The sequence below is a fragment of the Mycobacterium shunyiense genome (assembly GCF_058270035.1).
The window spans coordinates 23,700-41,030 of the sequence record NZ_JBZDPT010000003.1; the positions used below are offsets into that span (position 1 = coordinate 23,700).

Sequence of the window (17,331 nt, forward strand, 5' to 3'; positions counted from 1 at the left end):
GTCAGCCTGCCGCCGGACATCCCAGCGGCGCGAACGAATCCAGGGCCACCGATCGGTGCAGGCGCACCAGCTTCTCGTACTGCAATCGGTTGTAAGCCAGGGGCACCAGCAGCAGCCGGTCGGGCAGTACCCGCCAGGCCAGCTGAAGCATACGGGTGTAGACCGCGAACTCCCGCTCATGGCGGGACTGCCACCGGAACCCCGTCATCTCGCGGATCCCCGGATGCATTATGCCGAATGAGCACACCTTGATCACGCGGCCGGCGATCGGTCGCACCGCCATCCAGGACGGGGTCAGCGCCAGTCTCAGCGGGGTGGGCAGCAGCAGGGTCGGCAACGGCAGCTGGGTCAGACCGGTCGTCACCCGGCTCAGGAATGCGTTGCCCTGCAACTGGTTCTCCACCATGTCGTCGTAGTACCGAGCCGCGTCGGCATAGGTTTGCGGCAGCTTCGCCGATGCGCCCGGCAGTTCGATAGAGCGGAACGCTTCGAGCAGCTGACGGTAGGCCGCCTCCTGCTCGGCGGCGTTCATGGTGATACCGGTCGCCGGGGTGAACGAATGCAGGACGAGGAAGATGCCGCTGATCGCAATCCAGTTCCACAGCTGGGGGTTGAGTGCGCTGTAGCGGACGTCGGCGAAGTCGTCCTTACCGTGTCCACGGACTTCGCGGTGCATGGTCTGCAGGCGGCGCCCCTCCGCCTCCCGATCTGTCGCGTCGCCCCAGATCGCCAGAAACGCCGAAAACCCGCTGCGCACCCCGCGATCGAGAAAGTTGCGCTCGAACCGGCCGCTGCGATCGACGGCCGCGGCCACCGGGACCAGGGCCACCTCGTCGAAGGCTGCCGCGCCGAAGGCACCCCCCAGGATGCTGCCCGAGTGCCTGCGGAAATCTGCCAGTACGTTCGGCCGCACTACGTCTTCGTCGGCCACGCTGCCAATAGACATGGCACAAAGGCTAGCAATCTGTGCCAATGTGTCAATACCGAAAATCGTCCTCACGTACACGATTGGTAGCGTCGCGATCATGGCCAACCGGACGCATCGATACGAGGTCGAGGTGACCTGGACCGGCAACACCGGTTCGGGCACCAGCGGCTACCGCGACTACGCGCGTGACCACGACGTGACCGGCGTCGAGACACCCGGCAAGCCGGTGATCCTGGGTAGCGCCGATCCGGCCTTCCGGGGAGACCCGCAGCGCTGGAACCCCGAGGAGCTGCTGGTGGTCAGCCTGTCGCAGTGCCACATGCTGTGGTACCTGGCGCTGTGCGCCAAGGCAGGCATCGTCGTCACTGCCTACAGTGACCGGCCCGACGGTACCATGAGCGAGAACGCCGAGGGCAGTGGCGTTTTCACCGACGTCACGCTACGACCGCAGGTCACCATCACCGACGGGCAGCGGGTGAGGGAGGCCACCGAGCTCCATCATGAAGCCCACCGGATGTGCTTCATCGCCAACTCGGTCAATTTTCCGGTGAGCGCTACACCCACCGTGACAGCACCGAGCGGGGAATGAACGACGCGTCGACCGGGACGAACTCGAGTGCACTCCAGTCGGATTCGTCGGGCAGCGTTCCCGAGTCGATGACGACGGCGGTGGCATTGCCCGTCCCGGCGTCGATGTCGACGGTCTGACCCGCATCGCCGTACGTGCCGTTGCAGTCACTCAGGCACCGGCCGGTGACCGGATCGATGTTGCCCTCGAACATGTCGTTGACCCATCCGGCCATCAACCTTTGCACTGCGGGCGGGTTCTGCGACTGCGGAATGCCCGCCACAAGATAGGCCGCCGCCTGGATCAGCGGGTTACCACCCAGCATGGAATCCATGTGGACACCACCGTTGACCACGACCCCGACGAACGTCCCGGGTCTGGCGGCCGAGAGCTCGTCGTTCACCTTGCTGGTGGAGTTGAACGCGTTCAGCGGCGCACCGATCTCATAGACCGGCACATAGTCGGCGGGATCGTTGCCATTGCTGGCCTCGAGCTGATGGAGGCGGTCCATCGCAGCCGGCAGACTGCCCGAGGGAGGAACCCCGTCCAGCAGCACCACACCGGCAAGGTCGTTGGGCGCATCCTGTCCTTCGGCGCGGCGGGCGACCAACCCCTCGGCGTAGTAGCCGGCCACCCCGGGCGCGAAGCCGCCGCCCAGTGAATGGCCGACGAGCACGAATCGCTCTGGAACGGTGAAGCTCTCCTGACCGGCCTTCAGCGATGCGGTAGTCATACTGGCGTTCAAGGCTTTTCGATCCGGGTCGAGAAAGAGCTCGGCAACCGCCTGGTGCATGTTGTCCCCACCGAGCCACATGCCGCCGGCGGTGTACGGGTTGGACGCCACTGTGGTTACCACGACGACGCTGTTGGTGCGCTCGGCCAGATAGGACGCGGTGTAGCTGTACATCGGTCCGGTGGCGATGAATCCGTGCTGGAGGTAGATCAGCCGGTCCGGCTGACCGTGCGTCGGGAAGTACCAGTCGGCGGGAACCTCGTTGCCCGGGGAGACCACCAGCGTCGAGCTGCTCACCTCGACCGAATCGCGAAGCCCGGGCGGCACGGTGGGTGGCCCGTCGACGGCTTGGATCACTCCGCCGACCGCGTTGAACAACGCAGACCCGACAGCGTCGACCACCGACTGCAAGCCGGATCCGATCAGATCGGGGAGTTGTGCCGACGACGACCCAGTCACGCCGACGCCGCTCGGTGCAGTCGCTGAAATCGTTTTCGGCACTTCAGAAATCGCGGTCAGCGGATTACGAACGTCACTGGCTGGTTGGTCGTTTTGCGCCAGGTCGGCAGTCAGCGGTGCCAGGCGCTCACGCAACTGTTTGCGTGCCGCACTGCGCTGCGTCGACAGCGGGCGAAGCGGCGTCTGCTTGGTGGCTGCCGGCAGTGCGTCAGATTCGCTGTCGTCCGGTGTGGCTGCCTTTGCCTTCCCGACCGCGTCTTTCTCGATCGGGTCCTTCCTGACGGCTTCCCGCTCGACGGTGCGACGCACACGAGGTGCCGCGGAACGTGCCAGACGATCGGGCCGCTTGAGGTGCGGTGTGACATGTCGACTACCGGCGGGCGCGGCGCGGTCCGGCTTTGCGCTGCTGGTCGACGTCTTCACCGGGCCGGCATGCGAATCACCTGAGGAGTCAGCCTCGGCGCTGGCTGTGCCGGCACCGGCGAGCAACGCCGCCGATACTCCGGCGGTCAGCACACCGGCGCCCACCCATCCCAAGTACGCCACGTGTACCCCCCTGGTGCGCCGATTCCGCGATTGGCTGGATGCTAACCGCGGAATCGGCCGCCGGATCAGGTTTTCGGTGGGTTGGTTACGAGTTCATCGATGGAGCCGGCGCAGCTGGGCTGAGGCCACCGACAACACCGCCAGGTCGGGCTCGGCGGAGTCGAGGAACTCGTCCAGCGTGCGTTTCGCCCGGTCCAGGCGCGGCCGGTTGTAGGCCTCGAAGTCGCGGATGCTGCATGCGGCCTTATCGCCCTCCAGCCCGTGCTTGGTGACGTCGATCGTGAGATCGCGCAAGGAGCGGTACAGGTCTTCCCGAAGGGCCAGCCGGGCCTGGGCGTGCCAGCGGCCACCGCGCGGAAGCGACGACACCGCCAGCAGTAGCCGATCCACTCCGAGCCGGTCCGACAGTTCGAAGTAGATCCTGGCCAGTTGGGCCGGGTCCTCTCCGTGGAAATGGGCGACCTCGATGATGTCCAGAAGGCTGAACGCATACAGGGATTCGCTGATCCGATGCGCGATGTTGCCTGGTACGCCGCGAGCGACCAGGTCGTCGTGTGCCGTCAAGACGGTTGCCCGCTCCTGGCCTCGCAGCATCGATCCGAGTTGCCCGTGCAGCATCGCCAGCTGGTTGCTGAATCGGGTGATCTCGGTGTCGATTTCGAGCGGTTGGGGCCGGTTGAGCAAGAACCATCGGGCGGCCCGGTCGAGGAGACGCCTGCCCTCGATGACCATCGCATTCGTGAGCGCGGGCGAGAGGTCGGCGGCGTAGATGTCGGACCAGAGTGTGTCGAGGTCGAAAACCTCGGACACCACCGCATGAGCCCGCACGATGTCGGCTGGGGCTGCGCCGGTTTCCTCGGAGAGCCGGAACGCGAAGGTCAGCCCTGAGGTGGCCAGCACGCGGTTGACGATCGTGGTGGTGATGATCTCCCGACGGAGCGGATGCTCGGGCAGTGGCTCGCCGAGTTGGCGCCGCAACGTCGGTGGGAAGTACCGGGTCAGCAGCGTGACGAAGTATGGGGCGTCGAACATCTCGCCGGCGAGCAGGTCAGCCTTGAGGTCGAGCTTCACGTGCGCCATCAAGGTCGCCAGCTGTGGCGCGGAAAGGCCGTGACCGTCCTTGGCGAGGTCAGCGAATTCCTCTGGGCTGGGCATATTTTCGCGAGATCGGTGTAACCCGCGTCGGGCCTCCAGGTCCGCCGTCATCCGGGCGTGCACGTCGACCATCTGGGTGGCGTTGGAACGGGCATCGCCGAGCAGACGATTGTGCGCCTGGTTGTTGGCCAGGACGAGCTGTGCCACTTCGTCGGTCATATCGGCGAGCAGTCGGTTGCGCGCGCTACCCGTGATCAGGCCGGACCGGGTGGCAGAGTCCAGCAGGATCTTGATGTTGACCTCGTGATCCGAGCAGTCCACTCCGGCCGCGTTGTCGATGGCGTCGGTGTTCACCAGGCCGCCGCGGCGGGCGTAGGCGATGCGGGCGCGCTGGGACAGCCCGAGGTTGCCGCCCTCGACGATCACCTGGGCTCGGACATCCTCGGCGTCCACCCGCACCTGATCGTTCACCTTGTCGGCGATGTCGGAGTGCTGTTCGTCGCGGGCCTTGATGTAGGTGCCGATTCCACCGTTGAACAGCAGGTCCACCGGGGCGCGCAGGATATGGCTGATCAATTGGGTGGGAGTGAGCCGGGTCTGGTCGTCGTCGATGTCGAGCGCGGCGCGCATCTGTGGTGTGGTGGCAATGGTTTTCGCGGTCCGCGGCCACACCCCTCCGCCCGGGCTGATCACAGAACGGTCGTAGTCATCCCACGACGATTGGGACAGTTCGAACAGCCGTTGGCGTTCTTTGCGGGCCGGCACGGTGTCGGGCTGCGGATCGATGAAGATGTGTCGGTGATCGAATGCGGCCACCAGGCGCAGGCCGGGACGCAGCAGCATGCCGTTGCCGAAGACGTCCCCGCTCATGTCGCCGACGCCGACGGCGGTGAACTCATCGGTCGCCGAATCGATACCGAGCTCGGCCAGGTGGGTGTCGCCGCTGACCCAGGCACCGCGAGCAGTGATGCCCATCGCCTTGTGGTCGTAACCGGCCGAACCGCCGGAGGCAAAGGCGTCGCCCATCCAGTAACCGCGGTCGAGCGCCACCGCATTGGCGGAATCGGAGAATGTGGCGGTGCCCTTGTCCGCGGCCACCACCAGATAGGGGTCGGGTCCGTCGTGGCACACCACTCCGCCGAAGCGGGGTCGGTCTTCGGAGTCTGACGGGGCGGTCTTGTCGACGACGTCGAGCAGTGCGGCGATGAACTGCCGATAACTCCGCAGTCCCTGAACACGGGGCGACTGGCCCGCGGCGGTGCGGGCCTTGACGACGAACACGCCCTTGGCTCCGACCGGAACGATCATCGCGTTCTTGACGGCCTGTGCCTTGACCAGGCCCAGAACCTCGGTGCGATAGTCATCGTGGCGGTCGGACCAACGGAGCCCGCCGCGGGCCACCAGCCCGAAGCGAAGATGCAGGCCCTCGAATTCCGGTGAGTACACGAAGATTTCGGAAAGGGGACGTGGCTGTGGCAGCTCGTCGACGGACTGGGCATCGAGTTTGTGGACCAGATAGGGCGCCCAGACGGTGAGGGCATCGGGCGCGAACGCGTTGGTGCGCACCGTGGCGTTGATCAGATTGTGGTACGCGCGGAGGATCCGGTCGGCGTCGATGTGCAGCACCTGATCGATCTCGATGGCCACCTGCTGCTCAGCCGCTGCGATGCGGGAAATGCGGTGGGGGCTGTCGGCGGGTTGTTCGGTGCGGTCGAATCGGGCCTCGAACAGATCCAGCAGTGCGCGCGTGGCCGCCGGGTTGTCCAGCAGGACCCGTTGGATGCGCTTCTGGCCGTAGGGCATCGGCAGCTGCCGAAGGTACCGGCTGTAGCTGCGCAGCACGGTCACCTGTCGCCAGCTCAGAGCGGCCCGCAGTAGCAGCGCATTGAATCCGTCCGATTCAACCCGGCCGGCCCACATCGCCCGGAAGGTCTCGCGGATGCGATCGACAGTGTCGTCCCGCGGCTGGGCCACCGCCTCGACGACATCGGGACCGGGCTGCAAGAGCAGGTGGTAGACGTGGCAGACCCGCCCGTCCGGCCTGGTCCAGGTGCCCGCCTGTTCCTCCAGGACCTCCAGGTCCATGCTCTGCAGCGCGGGCAGCATCCGGCGCAGCGGCACCGGCTCGAGGGCAGCGAGCGCAAAGTTGAGCCGTCCGTCCGCGTCGGTCCAGTCGAGGTTCACCTCGACGGCATCGCCCGTCAGATCGTTGAGCGCCTTGGCTTCCAGTAGCCGGCTGGGTACCACAACCCCGGCCTGCTGATCCTGCATATCGGGCGCAATGGGGTTGGCGCGCAACGAATCCACGGTTCCGGTCTCCTCAATCGTCGTTGATCGATGCCGTCGGTTGCGTTCGACGGTGCACACAATCCTGTGGTGAGGAGCACGCGTTCAGATGCTGCAAAGTGTCAGTGAAATGTGGCCTGTCATTACACTGTGTCGGCCGGGACCGTCCTGACTTTCCTAGCCCGCCGGCACCACACCGCGCGGCAGGATCAACGGAAGATCGTTATAGGTGACGATGCCGGGCGCGGCGTTGACCACCGCGGGGATCGCATTGATCGGGGGAGTGGCGGTCATGATGTGCCCGAGCACCATGAATTCCTCCAGGGTGGTGGCCTCGAAATCCGGCGGTGGCAGGAAGCCGACTTTCATCGTCACGGTCGGCCGGCCCGCGACCTCGATGACCCATCCGTCCTGATCGATCTGCCAATCCGGTTCCAACGTCTGGCCTTTGCGCCAGCGCAAGGTGAGCTCGACACGGGTGGTATCGCCGATGATGCCCTTCCAGCTGACGAACACGCCGGCGACACAGCCCGCCGGAATCGTCCACGAGCCGAGGTCGAGATCCTCTGTGGTCTGGGCGTATTCGGCGTCGCAACGAACTTCGTCGAACTCGATACCGAGTGCGTCGCCGATCATCCGCACCGCCTCACCGAAGACCCCGGTGCCATGGGCGGTCATGGCTTGCAGGTCGGGATGGTCGATGGGCTGGCCGAACCCGACCGGCTTCTCGGTTTCCGGTGAGTCGTAGAAGGTGGTGTCGGCGGCCTCGTTGACCGTGACCTTGTCCACCCGGTCGCAGATTCCGGCGGCCACCACGGCCAACTGGTTGACGTAGCCGGGGCTGATGCCCGATCCGAACATCGTCGAACCGCCCTTGCGGCAGGCCTCGACGATGCGATCGCGGCCCTCGCCCTGATTGTGTCCGGTGATGAATGAGGCCGTCGCCACGACATTGATGCCGGCGGAAAGGATTTCGACGAGTTCGTCGACGTCGATCCACATGGGGTTGTAGACCACGACGTCCGGTTTGAGGGCCAGCAGTGCCTGCACGTCATTGGTGGCCGCGACGCCGAGGGGCTCGATGCCGACGAGTTCGCCGACGTCTTTTCCGGACTTGTCCGGCGACCACGCGTAGCAGCCCACCAGTTCCAGGTTCGGGTTGCGGGCGATGGCCGCCACCGAACTCTTCCCGACGTTCCCCGTCGTCCACTGGACGACCCGGTATGGCGAAGTTTGTGACACGGCAGCGGCTCCCTTACTCGGTTTCCGGCAGTTTTCCACGACCGTGAGAAAAAAGGAAGAGTGGTGCGTCGCCGGCGTCGTGAGCAACTAGAATTGCCCATGTGACCACCGGAAACGCGCCCCGTCGGGGGCGCGGCCGCCCACCGCGTATCGATCAGCAGCAGATCGTCGCCGCGGCGCGTGCGATCCCGCCGGGTGCGTTGACGATGCAGGCGGTTGCCGATGCGCTCGGGGTGGACCGAACGACGCTGCACTACTACGTCGGTGACCGCGACGGCCTGCTCGAGCTGGTGGTGGCCGACCTGTTCGAGGCCGAGTTGCGCTCGATCAAGCTGCCCGAGGGCGCGAGCTGGCAGGAAATTCTGCGGGCGTACGGAACCGCGATCCGCCAGGGTGTGCTCAAGCTCGGTGTGACGGCGACCAGCTTCCGGTTGAGTGGTACCGGTGGGGCCGCGAGTCTGGCGCTGGCCGAGCAGGTGCTGCGGGCACTGACCGCGGGCGGATTCGGTACCGACGACGCCGGCCGAGTGCTCACCTTGGTGTCGGGGCTTGCCATGTCGGCCGCGCACGATGTGTTGGGTTCGGCCGGGTCCCGGCTGCACCATCAGACGCCCGAGGTGGTTCGGGCGTTGAAAGACCTTCCGTCGAGCGACTTCCCGCTGCTCAGCGGTGTCGTCGCCGATCGTGGCGTCGCGGGGACCGCGGCCCAGGACTTCGACTTCAACCTCGACATCGTGATTGCCGGCCTCGAGCGGTTTCTGGCGGAGTAGACGCCGAGTCGTCGGCCGAGCCTGACTCGGGTACAGTGCTCAGCATCCTCTTAGGCGGAACTTGAGTTCCGTCTGGGTCAATTAGTGAATAGTAGGTCGGGGAGAGGCGCAACTGTGTTCAAGTTGCTCAAGAAGGCGTGGATGCCACTCACTTTGGTGGTCGTCGTCGCGTTGGGCGCGTACGCGATCCTTCGAATTCGGGATGGCGGGCAGCAGGGACCGAACTTGGCAGAGGGCTCCGGAATTACCGAGAACTTCAATCCGAAGCACATCAAGTACGAGATCACCGGTTCCGGGGGCACGGCGAACATCAACTATCTCGATGAATACGGTCAACCCAACCTCATCGAAAATGCCCCGTTGCCCTGGTCTTTCACGATCGTGACGACGCTGCCGTCGATGTCGGCCAACATCATGGCTCAGGGCGAGCGCGACGTCACAGACCTCGGGTGCCGGGTGACTGTCGACGACGACGTGCGCGACGACCGGACGAGTACCGACACCTTCAAACCGTTCATCTACTGCTTGGTGAAATCCGTATGAGCAACGCACACAAGAACTCCCATCGCCCGTTCCTGGGCCGGATGGTTCGGATCTTTTCGCTGCCGATCATCGTGTTCTGGGTGCTCCTCACGATTGCGCTGGGAACTCTTGTCCCGTCGCTCGATGAGGTCGCCGCATCCCGGTCGGTACCGCTGAGCCCCACCAGCTCGGACTCCTACAAGTCGATGCTGAACATCGGCAAGGTGTTTCAGCAGTACGATTCGGATTCCTCAGCGATGGTGGTGCTGGAGAGCGACGAACCGGTCGGTGCGGCCGCGCACAAGTACTACGACGAGATCGTCGCGAAGCTGAAGGCCGATACCGAGCACGTCCAGAACGTTCAAGACTTCTGGAGCGATCCGATGACCGCGGCGGGTTCGCAGAGTGTGGACGGCAAGTCCGCTTATGTGCAGATCTTCCTTGCCGGGGACCAGGGCACCAGCAAGAGCCACGATTCCGTGGCCGCCGTGCGTGACATCGTGGCCTCGGTGCCCGCTCCGCCGGGTATCTCGGCCCACGTCGCCGGAAACAGCGTGCTCAACGCCGATACCAGCGTGGCAGGCCATCAAAGTATGGCGAAAATGGAGCTGGTGTCGGTCGGCGTCATCATCTTGATGCTGCTCGCGGTGTACCGCTCCGTCGTGACACTGCTCGTGTCGATGGTCGTCATTCTTCTTGAACTGTTTGCCGCACAGGGTGTTACGGCTGCCGCCGGTTACCTGAACATCATCGGCCTGACCCCGTACGCGGTGAGCATGGTGACCATGTTGGCCCTGGCCGCAGGCACCGATTATGTGATCTTCCTCCTCGGCCGATATCACGAGGAGAGATCGAAAGGCCTGGACCGCGAGGACGCGTTCTATGTGGCCTACAGCGGCGTATCGCATGTCATCCTCGGCTCCGGTTTGACGATCGTCGGGGCCTGCCTGTGCCTCACCATGACCACGCTGCCCTACTTCCAGACCATGGGTCTGCCCTGCGCCATCTCTGTTCTGGTGATCATCATCGCCGGACTGACGTTGGCGCCTGCCGTGCTGACCATCGCGTCGAAGTTCGGCTTGCTCGATCCCAAGCACAAGATCGCGTCGCCGGGGTGGCGCAAGGTCGGCACGTCGGTGGTTCGCTGGCCGATCCCCATCGTCTTCGTCACCAGCCTGATCGCCGTCATCGGCTTCGCCGCCCTGATGACCTATGTGCCGCAATACAACGACAAGCAGTTCACCCCCGCTGACATGCCGGCGAACCTGGCCATGGGCGTTGCTGATCGGCACTTCTCCCAAGCCCGGATGAACCCCGAGTTGCTGATGCTCGAAGCGGATCATGACCTGCGCACCCCGTCGGACATGCTGGTGATCGAAAAGGTCGCCAAGAACGTGATGCACATGCGGGGAATCGAACGGGTGCAGACCATCACCCGCCCGTTGGGTGCCCCGATCGAGCACAGCTCGATCCCGTTCCTGCTCGGCGCGCAGAACGCCAGCACGCTGCAGTCGGCGAAGTTCAACAACGACAACTCGGCGCAGATGCTCGAACAGGCCGACGAGATGAGCAAGACCGTCGCCAGCATGGAACGCATGTACGCCATCACCAAAGAGCTCACCGAAACCACCCACAGCATGGTGGGTCGGACCCACGAGATGGTGGAAGCGACCCAGGAGATGCGGGACAACCTGGCCAATTTCGACGATTTCTTCCGGCCGCTGCGCAACTACCTCTACTGGGAGCCGCACTGCTTCGACATTCCGATGTGCCAGTCGATGCGGTCGATCTTCGACACTCTCGACGGCATCGACAAACTGACCGATGAAATGCAGGGCCTGACAGTCGACATGGACCGCATGGATCAGCTGATGCCGCAGATGTTGCCGGTGTTGCAGGACACCATCGGGACGATGAAGCGGATGCGAGACTTCATGATCGCGACGCACAGCACCATGGCCGGTACCCAGGCCGCGCAACAGGAGGCGGCGAAGGGGGCGACGGAGATCGGCCTGTACTTCGATCAGGCCAAGAACGACGACATGTTCTACCTGCCTCCGGATGTGTTCGAGAACCCTGACTTCAACCGTGCGGTCAAGATGTTCATGTCGCCCGATGGCAAGGCGGTCCGAATGATCATCACCCACCAGGGCGACCCGGCCTCGGTGGACGGTATCGAACATGTCCGCGACCTCAAAGGCGTTGTCGCCGATGCGCTCAAGGGCACCCCGCTGGCCAGTGCGAAGGTGTCGCTCGCCGGTACGGCATCGATGTACAGCGACATGCAGGATGGCGTGGTAACCGATCTCATGATCGTGGTGATCGCGGCGATGATCCTCATTTTCAGCATCATGCTGATCATCACCCGAAGTGTGGTGGCCGCCATGGTGATTGTGGGCACCGTGGCCGCTTCTCTGGGAACGGCGTGTGGCTTGTCGGTGTTGCTCTGGCAGGACATCCTGGGCCTGGGCGTGCAGTGGATCGTGATCCCGCTGTCGATGGTGATCCTGCTGGCGGTGGGTTCGGACTACAACCTGTTGGTGGTCTCGCGCTTCAGGGAAGAGATACACGCCGGGCTCAACACGGGCATCATCCGCGGGATCGGGGCCACCGGACGTGTCGTCACCGCGGCCGGCCTGGTGTTCGCCTTCACCATGATGTCGATGATCGTGTCGGATCTGCGGGTGGTCGGCCAACTCGGTATGACGATCGGCATCGGCCTGGTAGTGGACACGCTGATCGTGCGCTCGTTCATGACACCGTCCATCGCGGCGGCGCTGGGTCGCTGGTTTTGGTGGCCGCTCAACACTTTTGAGATCACCCGGCGCGGTCGTGAAGAGCGTGCCCGCAAGGCGGCCGGTGAGACCGACGACAATACCGCGCCGATACCGACAACGACGGTATGACGATCATGACCGACCCGGCCGATACGCCTGACGCAGAGCCGAAACTGCGTCAGCGTACGGTCGGCCGACTCGACCGATCGCGGGATCCGGCCATTCTCGATGCCGCGTTGGCCGCGTTGGCCGAAAACGGTTACGTCAACACCAATATGAACGACATCGCCGCGCGCGCCGGTGTCGGTAAGGCGGCCATCTACCGTCGCTGGTCGTCGAAGGCCGCGTTGATCACCGATGCGCTCGTGTACTGGAAGCCTGATCTGATGGAGGACGACGCGCCCGACACCGGCAGTCTGGAAGGCGATTTCGATGAAATCGTGCGGCGCACCGCGCGCAGCGACAACGACCTCTTCTCGTACGACCTGGTGCTGAGGGTGGCGGTCGAGGCCACCCACGATCCGCACCTCGGCTCGGCGCTCGAAGATCTGATGCTGCTCAAGGGGCGGCGGGTGATGACGACGATCCTGGCACAGGCCGTTGCCCGCGGCGAGGTCGCTGCCGACCGGGACTGGTCGTTGGTGGCCGATGTGCTGACCGGAATGGGCCTGATGCGAGTGGTCAACGGCCAGAGCGTCGACTCGAAGTTTGTCCGCGATGTCATCGACACCTTGATCCTGCCGGCCGTCCGCGGCCGATGACGGTGGTGGCCCGTGGTGCCCCCGGCGCCGCGCCGTCGCGGCCATCGGGTGTAAGTTTGTGGATAGGCCCGGTGATCAACCATCGCTCGCCTCCAAACCCCGTGCGGTAGTCCCGCACCTTTCAAGGACACTCTTATGGAATCGTCCGAACTGTTTTCACATCCCGAACAGCAAGAACCTGTGCGGGCAGTCGAGAGCTCGAATGCTCCGCCGCCGGATTTGGTTTTCTCGGATCGGCCCAGGCCGCAGGCGCGTGCAGATTCGCAGTCGTCGTGAACGGCCTCAACGGGGCGCGGCGACTCGCCAGTCCCGTCCGCCTCACCCTCGCCCGGGAGTTGGGCGCCGATATCGACGGCGCCTGGTGGCCTCACACCGCCTCGGTGGCAAGCGAGCTGCCCGAACTGGTGGGGGCGTTGCATCAATCACTGGGGGAAGTTGTTGATATTCGCGTCAATTGGTCATCCGCGGAGGGGCAGCTCGACCTCGACTCGATCGTCACCGGCACTCGGGTGCCCAACGGCGTGAAGCTGAGTCGGCCCCGTCTGATGATGGTGGCGGGACGTGACGCGTGCGTGAAACTCCTTGTCGTCCCGTGCAAGACATCCGTAACTCTGGGCGGGTTGGTGATGCGCTGTGCCGCAGCCATGCCCGTGGAGGAATCGATGCGACGCACCCCGATGTTCGATACCGCAGATCGGGTACTGGGTGTCGCCCGGGTCGAGTCCGTGCGATGGCTGGGGCATCTGCAGGCCGAGACGCCGGTGTGACATGAAAATGGGCTGGTACGGAAGCATCCGTACCAGCCCATCATCAGGTATTGGGGCGATCAGATCGCAGTGACTCCCACCGCCTGGGGGCCCTTGGCACCCTGGGTGATCTCGAACTCGACGCGCTGGTTCTCTTCGAGCGACCGGAATCCACCACCGCTGATCTCGGAGTAGTGGACGAAGACGTCCGGGGCGCCGCCGTCAGGAGCGATGAAGCCGAAGCCCTTTTCGCCGTTGAACCATTTCACAGTTCCCTGTGTCATATTTTTACTTCTCTCATCGTAAAACTGGACGTACCAAAAACGTCCTCGAAGAGTATGACACGTCGATGGGCGGCGCGCCTAAAAGTATTTGCCTTTGCCGCAATCGGTTTTCCTGCGGAGCAGGCCCAAATGCCGTTCGGTGGAATAGCTTCGACTGGGTCGACGGTCAGGCTGAGGTGTAGTGATCCGCTTTCTTACCGAACGGCAGCACATGCACGATCCCCACGACCACAGTGCCGACCACCAGACCGATGACTGCCGACGCGGCCGTGTTGGTCAGCCAGGCCAGCATTCCGCCGAACGGGTCGCCCACCGCGTGGTGCACCGCCTCCTCGGCATGGTGGACCACGTCGTAGATGGTGCGCCAGCCCAGCGTGTTGGTGCCCGCCAGCAGGATGTGCCCACCGACCCACAACATCGCGACCGTTCCGATGGTCGACAGTGCCGACAGCAGCTTGGGCATCCCGGCGACCAGGCCACGGCCGATTTTCTGTGCCGCCTTGGATGAGCGCTGCGCCATCAGCAGGCCGATGTCGTCCATCTTGACTATGCCGGCCACCACGCCGTAGACGGCTGCGGTGATCACCAGGGCGACGATCACCAGGATGATCAGCCGCGGCCAGAAAGTCTGGTTGGCCACCTCGTTGAGGGCGATCACCATGATCTCGGCGGAGAGGATGAAGTCGGTCCGGATCGCCCCGGTGATCATGTACTTCTCGGCGTCCCCGCCGACGGCCGTGGTGGGCTCGCCGTGGGTGTCGTGTCCGCCGTGGCCGGTGAACCGCCCCCAGACCTTCTCGGCGCCCTCGAAACAGAGGTAGGTGGCGCCCAGCATCAGGATCGGGGTCAGCAACCACGGTGCGAACTGGCTGAGCAGCAAGGCCGCGGGCAGGATGAACAGGATCTTGTTGCGCAGCGAGCCGATCGCGATGCGCTTGATGACCGGTAGCTCGCGGTCGGCGCTGATGCCATGCACATACTGCGGTGTCACCGCGGTGTCGTCGATCACCACGCCGGCCGCCTTGGCGGTCGCCTTGCCGGTGGCCGCACCGATGTCGTCGATCGAAGCCGCCGCCAGCCGCGCCAGGGCGGCAATGTCGTCGAGCAAACCGAACAGGCCGGCGCTCATACCGTTGTCCCCATGTTCGAGAAGGCTACCGGCCTCTACATCCCGATGAGCGACTCGATCCAGCCCCGGGCGAAGTACAGGATGAAGCCGGCGGCCACGACCCACAGCAGCGGGCTGACCTCACGGGCCTTACCAGCGGCCGACCGCAACACCGCCCACGCCACGAAGCCGACGCCGATGCCGTTGGCGATCGAGTAGCTGAAGGCCATGGTGGCCACAGTGAGCACCACGGGCAGGGCCACCGAGAACTCGGAGAGGTCGATGTGGCGCAGCTGCGACACCATCATGGCGCCGACGATCACCAGGGCCGCGGCCGCGACCTCGGTGGGCACGATCGAGGCCAGCGGGGCGACGAACATGGCCGCAAGGAACAGCGCACCGGTGATGAGGTTGGCGAACCCGGTGCGGGAGCCCTCCTCGATGCCCGCGCCGGATTCGATGAACACGGTGTTCGACGACGCCGAGGAAGATCCGCCGACGACGGCACCGGCGCCCTCGACGATCAGCGCTGACTTCAGCCGCGGGAAGTTGCCCTGCGAGTCGGACAGACCGGCCTCCCGCGACAGCCCGGTCATCGTGCCCATGGCGTCGAAGAAGTTGGCGAACACCAGCGTGAACACCAGCATGATGGCCGCCAAGTACCCGATCCGGCTGAAGGCGCCCAGGCTGACGTCGCCGACGAGTGACAGGTCGGGGAGCGCGAACGGTGAGCCGGACAGGGTCGGTACCGACAGTCCCCATCCGCCCGGTTTGTCCTGCGCCGACCCGAGGTGCCAGATGGCCTCGACGATCACGGCGACCACGGTGCCGGTGACGAGGCCGATCAGGATGCCGCCGCGGACCTTCCGGGCCACGAGGATTCCGGTGACCAGCAGGGTGAACACGAAGACGACGGTTGGCACGGTGTTGATCGAGCCGACGCCGCCGGTGCCGAGCCCGACCGGGGGAGAGGGTAGGCCGGTCGAGCCGACGAATCCGGCGTCGACCAGTCCGATGAACAAGATGAACAGACCGATGCCCGCGGTGATCGCCAGTTTCAGCTGCATGGGTACCGCGTCGAACACCATGCGGCGGAACCCGCTGGCGGCCAGCGCCACGATGATCAGGCCGTCGATGACGACCAGGCCCATGGCCTCGGGCCAGGTGACCGTGCCCACCACGGTCGTGGCCAGAAACGAGTTGATGCCCAGACCCGCGGCGAACGCGAAGGGCAGCCGCGCGATGATCCCGAACAGGATCGTCATCACGCCCGCGGCCAGACAGGTGGTGGCCGAGACCTGGGCGAATTCCAGCTTGTTGCCCGCGACGTCGGCGGAGCCGGAGAGCACGACCGGGTTCAGCACGATGATGTAGGCCATCGCGATGAAGGTGACCAGGCCTCCGCGGATCTCGGAGAGGGCCGTCGAGCCGCGAGCCGAGATCTCGAAGAAGCGATCGAGTCGATTCATAACCGATGAGCCTAAGGCGGGAGCGGCCCGGTTTCCTGACGTATGGCCGATGTCTGCCGCGGATTCATCAGCGAGATGTGCAAACGCAACAGCCGCAAAGAGATTGGCGCCGGAAAAACCATTTGACCTCAACTTGGGTTGAGGTGTCATGCTGCGTGCATGACAGTTCGGTGCGGTCGCTGCGGTGTGGAAAACCACCGCGAACCTGGGGGTAATCCCCCTGGGGATCGGCGGCGTCGCCGGATAGCTTCGAGTGGCGAGCATCTGAGGCCGGCGATATGAGCAGTGGCAGGAGCGGGGGCCATGCCGATGAGCACAGGTAGGCACGTGAGTTTCGACGACGATTGTCGCGCGGAGCGATTCGAGCGTGATGCGCTGCCGCTGGTGGATCAGCTTTTCGCGGCCGCGCGCCGTTACACGCGCAACATGGCAGACGCCGAAGACCTAGTGCAGGAGACAATGGTCAAGGCGTACAGCAGTTTTCACACTTACCAGGACGGCACGAATATCCGGGCCTGGCTGTTTCGGATCCTGACCAACACGTGGATCAACTCATACCGCACCGCGCAGCGGCGACCGCAGGAGGTCTTCGCCGACGAACTCTCCGACGCCCAGCTCGCGGAGGTGGCGCAGCGATTCCCGCTCGGCGTGGTCTCGGCGGAACTGGCGGCCCTGGAGTCGATGGGCGATGACGAGGTGCGCGGGGCGATGCGGGCATTGCCGGAATCGCAAGGCGTCGTCGTGTACTACGCCGACGTTGCGGGTTTCCGGTACAGGGAGATCGCGGAGATTCTGCAGATTCCGGTCGGAACGGTGATGTCGAGGCTGCATCGCGGACGCCGCGCGCTGCGTTCGAGGCTGGTTGAAATGGCTGCCGCCCGAGGCTATCTGGATCACCCTTCGCATGACGGCACGGCGGCCTAGCGCCTCCGCCTCCCGTCATTCAGGAAATCGACAGCAAGTTCCCAGCATTGAGGCCGCGACTGCGTCCGCGGTCGCAGCGGTGTAAAGTTCCCCGCGCTGTACATAGTTATTCG

Annotated in this window: 14 protein-coding genes; 7 read left to right on the forward strand and 7 right to left on the reverse strand. The window is 64.6% G+C overall.

What is annotated here, in order from left to right; all coding sequences use genetic code 11:
* Position 1: 1 nt before the first annotated feature.
* Positions 2 to 946 carry an oxygenase MpaB family protein gene (locus AC4ELS_RS02925; RefSeq protein WP_064958399.1) on the reverse strand — a complete coding sequence of 315 codons (945 nt, stop codon included), beginning with the start codon at positions 944 to 946 and terminating at the stop codon, positions 2 to 4.
* Positions 947 to 1,025: 79 nt separating this feature from the next.
* On the opposite strand from AC4ELS_RS02925, the gene AC4ELS_RS02930 reads away from it, so the two are divergent.
* A complete protein-coding gene (locus AC4ELS_RS02930) occupies positions 1,026 to 1,517 on the forward strand; it encodes an OsmC family protein (RefSeq protein WP_064880253.1) in 492 nt (163 codons plus the stop codon).
* On the opposite strand, the gene AC4ELS_RS02935 is transcribed toward AC4ELS_RS02930, so the two are convergent.
* The 3 genes from AC4ELS_RS02935 to AC4ELS_RS02945 all read right to left on the reverse strand — a co-directional run bounded on the left by AC4ELS_RS02935 (position 1,483) and on the right by AC4ELS_RS02945 (position 7,857).
* Positions 1,483 to 3,234: an alpha/beta hydrolase gene (locus tag AC4ELS_RS02935; RefSeq protein ID WP_448445160.1), complete on the reverse strand. Its 1,752-nt coding sequence runs from the start codon at positions 3,232 to 3,234 to the stop codon at positions 1,483 to 1,485. The two genes, AC4ELS_RS02930 and AC4ELS_RS02935, sit on opposite strands and share 35 nt — an antisense overlap.
* A 93-nt stretch (positions 3,235 to 3,327) precedes the next feature.
* Positions 3,328 to 6,600 carry an NAD-glutamate dehydrogenase domain-containing protein gene (locus AC4ELS_RS02940; RefSeq protein ID WP_498886883.1) on the reverse strand — a complete coding sequence of 1,091 codons (3,273 nt, stop codon included), beginning with the start codon at positions 6,598 to 6,600 and terminating at the stop codon, positions 3,328 to 3,330.
* A 192-nt stretch (positions 6,601 to 6,792) separates the two neighbouring features.
* Positions 6,793 to 7,857, reverse strand: coding sequence for an NAD(P)H-dependent amine dehydrogenase family protein (locus AC4ELS_RS02945; RefSeq protein WP_498886506.1), 1,065 nt, complete (start codon positions 7,855 to 7,857; stop codon positions 6,793 to 6,795).
* 101 nt (positions 7,858 to 7,958) lie between these two features.
* Between AC4ELS_RS02945 and AC4ELS_RS02950 the strand changes: the two genes are divergently transcribed.
* From AC4ELS_RS02950 to AC4ELS_RS02970, 5 genes are all read left to right on the forward strand, one after another.
* On the forward strand, positions 7,959 to 8,627 hold the full coding sequence (locus tag AC4ELS_RS02950; protein WP_498886504.1) for a TetR/AcrR family transcriptional regulator: 669 nt from the start codon (positions 7,959 to 7,961) through the stop codon (positions 8,625 to 8,627).
* Positions 8,628 to 8,741: 114 nt separating this feature from the next.
* Positions 8,742 to 9,170: an MmpS family transport accessory protein gene (locus tag AC4ELS_RS02955; RefSeq protein WP_064883034.1), complete on the forward strand. Its 429-nt coding sequence runs from the start codon at positions 8,742 to 8,744 to the stop codon at positions 9,168 to 9,170.
* Entirely contained in the window at positions 9,167 to 12,055 is a 2,889-nt protein-coding gene (locus AC4ELS_RS02960; RefSeq protein ID WP_448445169.1) for an MMPL/RND family transporter, read from the forward strand. The genes AC4ELS_RS02955 and AC4ELS_RS02960 overlap by 4 nt, the downstream gene beginning before the upstream one ends.
* Positions 12,052 to 12,687, forward strand: a complete 636-nt coding sequence (locus AC4ELS_RS02965; RefSeq protein ID WP_064881615.1) for a TetR/AcrR family transcriptional regulator — start codon at positions 12,052 to 12,054, stop codon at positions 12,685 to 12,687. Before AC4ELS_RS02960 ends, AC4ELS_RS02965 begins: the two co-directional genes overlap by 4 nt.
* Positions 12,688 to 12,959: 272 nt before the next feature.
* Positions 12,960 to 13,454 carry a DUF5994 family protein gene (locus AC4ELS_RS02970; RefSeq protein WP_064958405.1) on the forward strand — a complete coding sequence of 165 codons (495 nt, stop codon included), beginning with the start codon at positions 12,960 to 12,962 and terminating at the stop codon, positions 13,452 to 13,454.
* A 59-nt stretch (positions 13,455 to 13,513) separates the two neighbouring features.
* On the opposite strand, the gene AC4ELS_RS02975 is transcribed toward AC4ELS_RS02970, so the two are convergent.
* The 3 genes from AC4ELS_RS02975 to AC4ELS_RS02985 form a co-directional block, all read right to left on the reverse strand.
* Complete coding sequence (locus AC4ELS_RS02975; protein WP_055110820.1) at positions 13,514 to 13,717, reverse strand: cold-shock protein; 204 nt, start codon at positions 13,715 to 13,717, stop codon at positions 13,514 to 13,516.
* 166 nt (positions 13,718 to 13,883) lie between these two features.
* Complete coding sequence (locus tag AC4ELS_RS02980; protein ID WP_499045762.1) at positions 13,884 to 14,846, reverse strand: DUF808 domain-containing protein; 963 nt, start codon at positions 14,844 to 14,846, stop codon at positions 13,884 to 13,886.
* Positions 14,847 to 14,881: 35 nt separating this feature from the next.
* Positions 14,882 to 16,294 carry an NCS2 family permease gene (locus AC4ELS_RS02985; RefSeq protein ID WP_463790501.1) on the reverse strand — a complete coding sequence of 471 codons (1,413 nt, stop codon included), beginning with the start codon at positions 16,292 to 16,294 and terminating at the stop codon, positions 14,882 to 14,884.
* Positions 16,295 to 16,621: 327 nt separating this feature from the next.
* On the opposite strand from AC4ELS_RS02985, the gene AC4ELS_RS02990 reads away from it, so the two are divergent.
* Positions 16,622 to 17,218 (forward strand): sigma-70 family RNA polymerase sigma factor, encoded by a 597-nt coding sequence (locus AC4ELS_RS02990; protein ID WP_236734728.1) that lies wholly within the window; start codon positions 16,622 to 16,624, stop codon positions 17,216 to 17,218.
* The last annotated feature ends 113 nt before the right edge of the window (positions 17,219 to 17,331 follow it).

What these genes read in the sequence shown, in the direction of transcription:
- AC4ELS_RS02960 (WP_448445169.1), top strand. Translation starts at nt 9,167, where the DNA reads ATGAGCAACGCACACAAGAACTCCCATCGCCCGTTCCTGGGCCGGATG.
- AC4ELS_RS02965 (WP_064881615.1), top strand. Translation starts at nt 12,052, where the DNA reads ATGACGATCATGACCGACCCGGCCGATACGCCTGACGCAGAGCCGAAA.
- AC4ELS_RS02975 (WP_055110820.1), bottom strand. Translation starts at nt 13,717, where the DNA reads ATGACACAGGGAACTGTGAAATGGTTCAACGGCGAAAAGGGCTTCGGC.
- AC4ELS_RS02930 (WP_064880253.1), top strand. Translation starts at nt 1,026, where the DNA reads ATGGCCAACCGGACGCATCGATACGAGGTCGAGGTGACCTGGACCGGC.
- AC4ELS_RS02980 (WP_499045762.1), bottom strand. Translation starts at nt 14,846, where the DNA reads ATGAGCGCCGGCCTGTTCGGTTTGCTCGACGACATTGCCGCCCTGGCG.
- AC4ELS_RS02985 (WP_463790501.1), bottom strand. Translation starts at nt 16,294, where the DNA reads ATGAATCGACTCGATCGCTTCTTCGAGATCTCGGCTCGCGGCTCGACG.
- AC4ELS_RS02925 (WP_064958399.1), bottom strand. Translation starts at nt 946, where the DNA reads ATGTCTATTGGCAGCGTGGCCGACGAAGACGTAGTGCGGCCGAACGTA.
- AC4ELS_RS02940 (WP_498886883.1), bottom strand. Translation starts at nt 6,600, where the DNA reads ATGCAGGATCAGCAGGCCGGGGTTGTGGTACCCAGCCGGCTACTGGAA.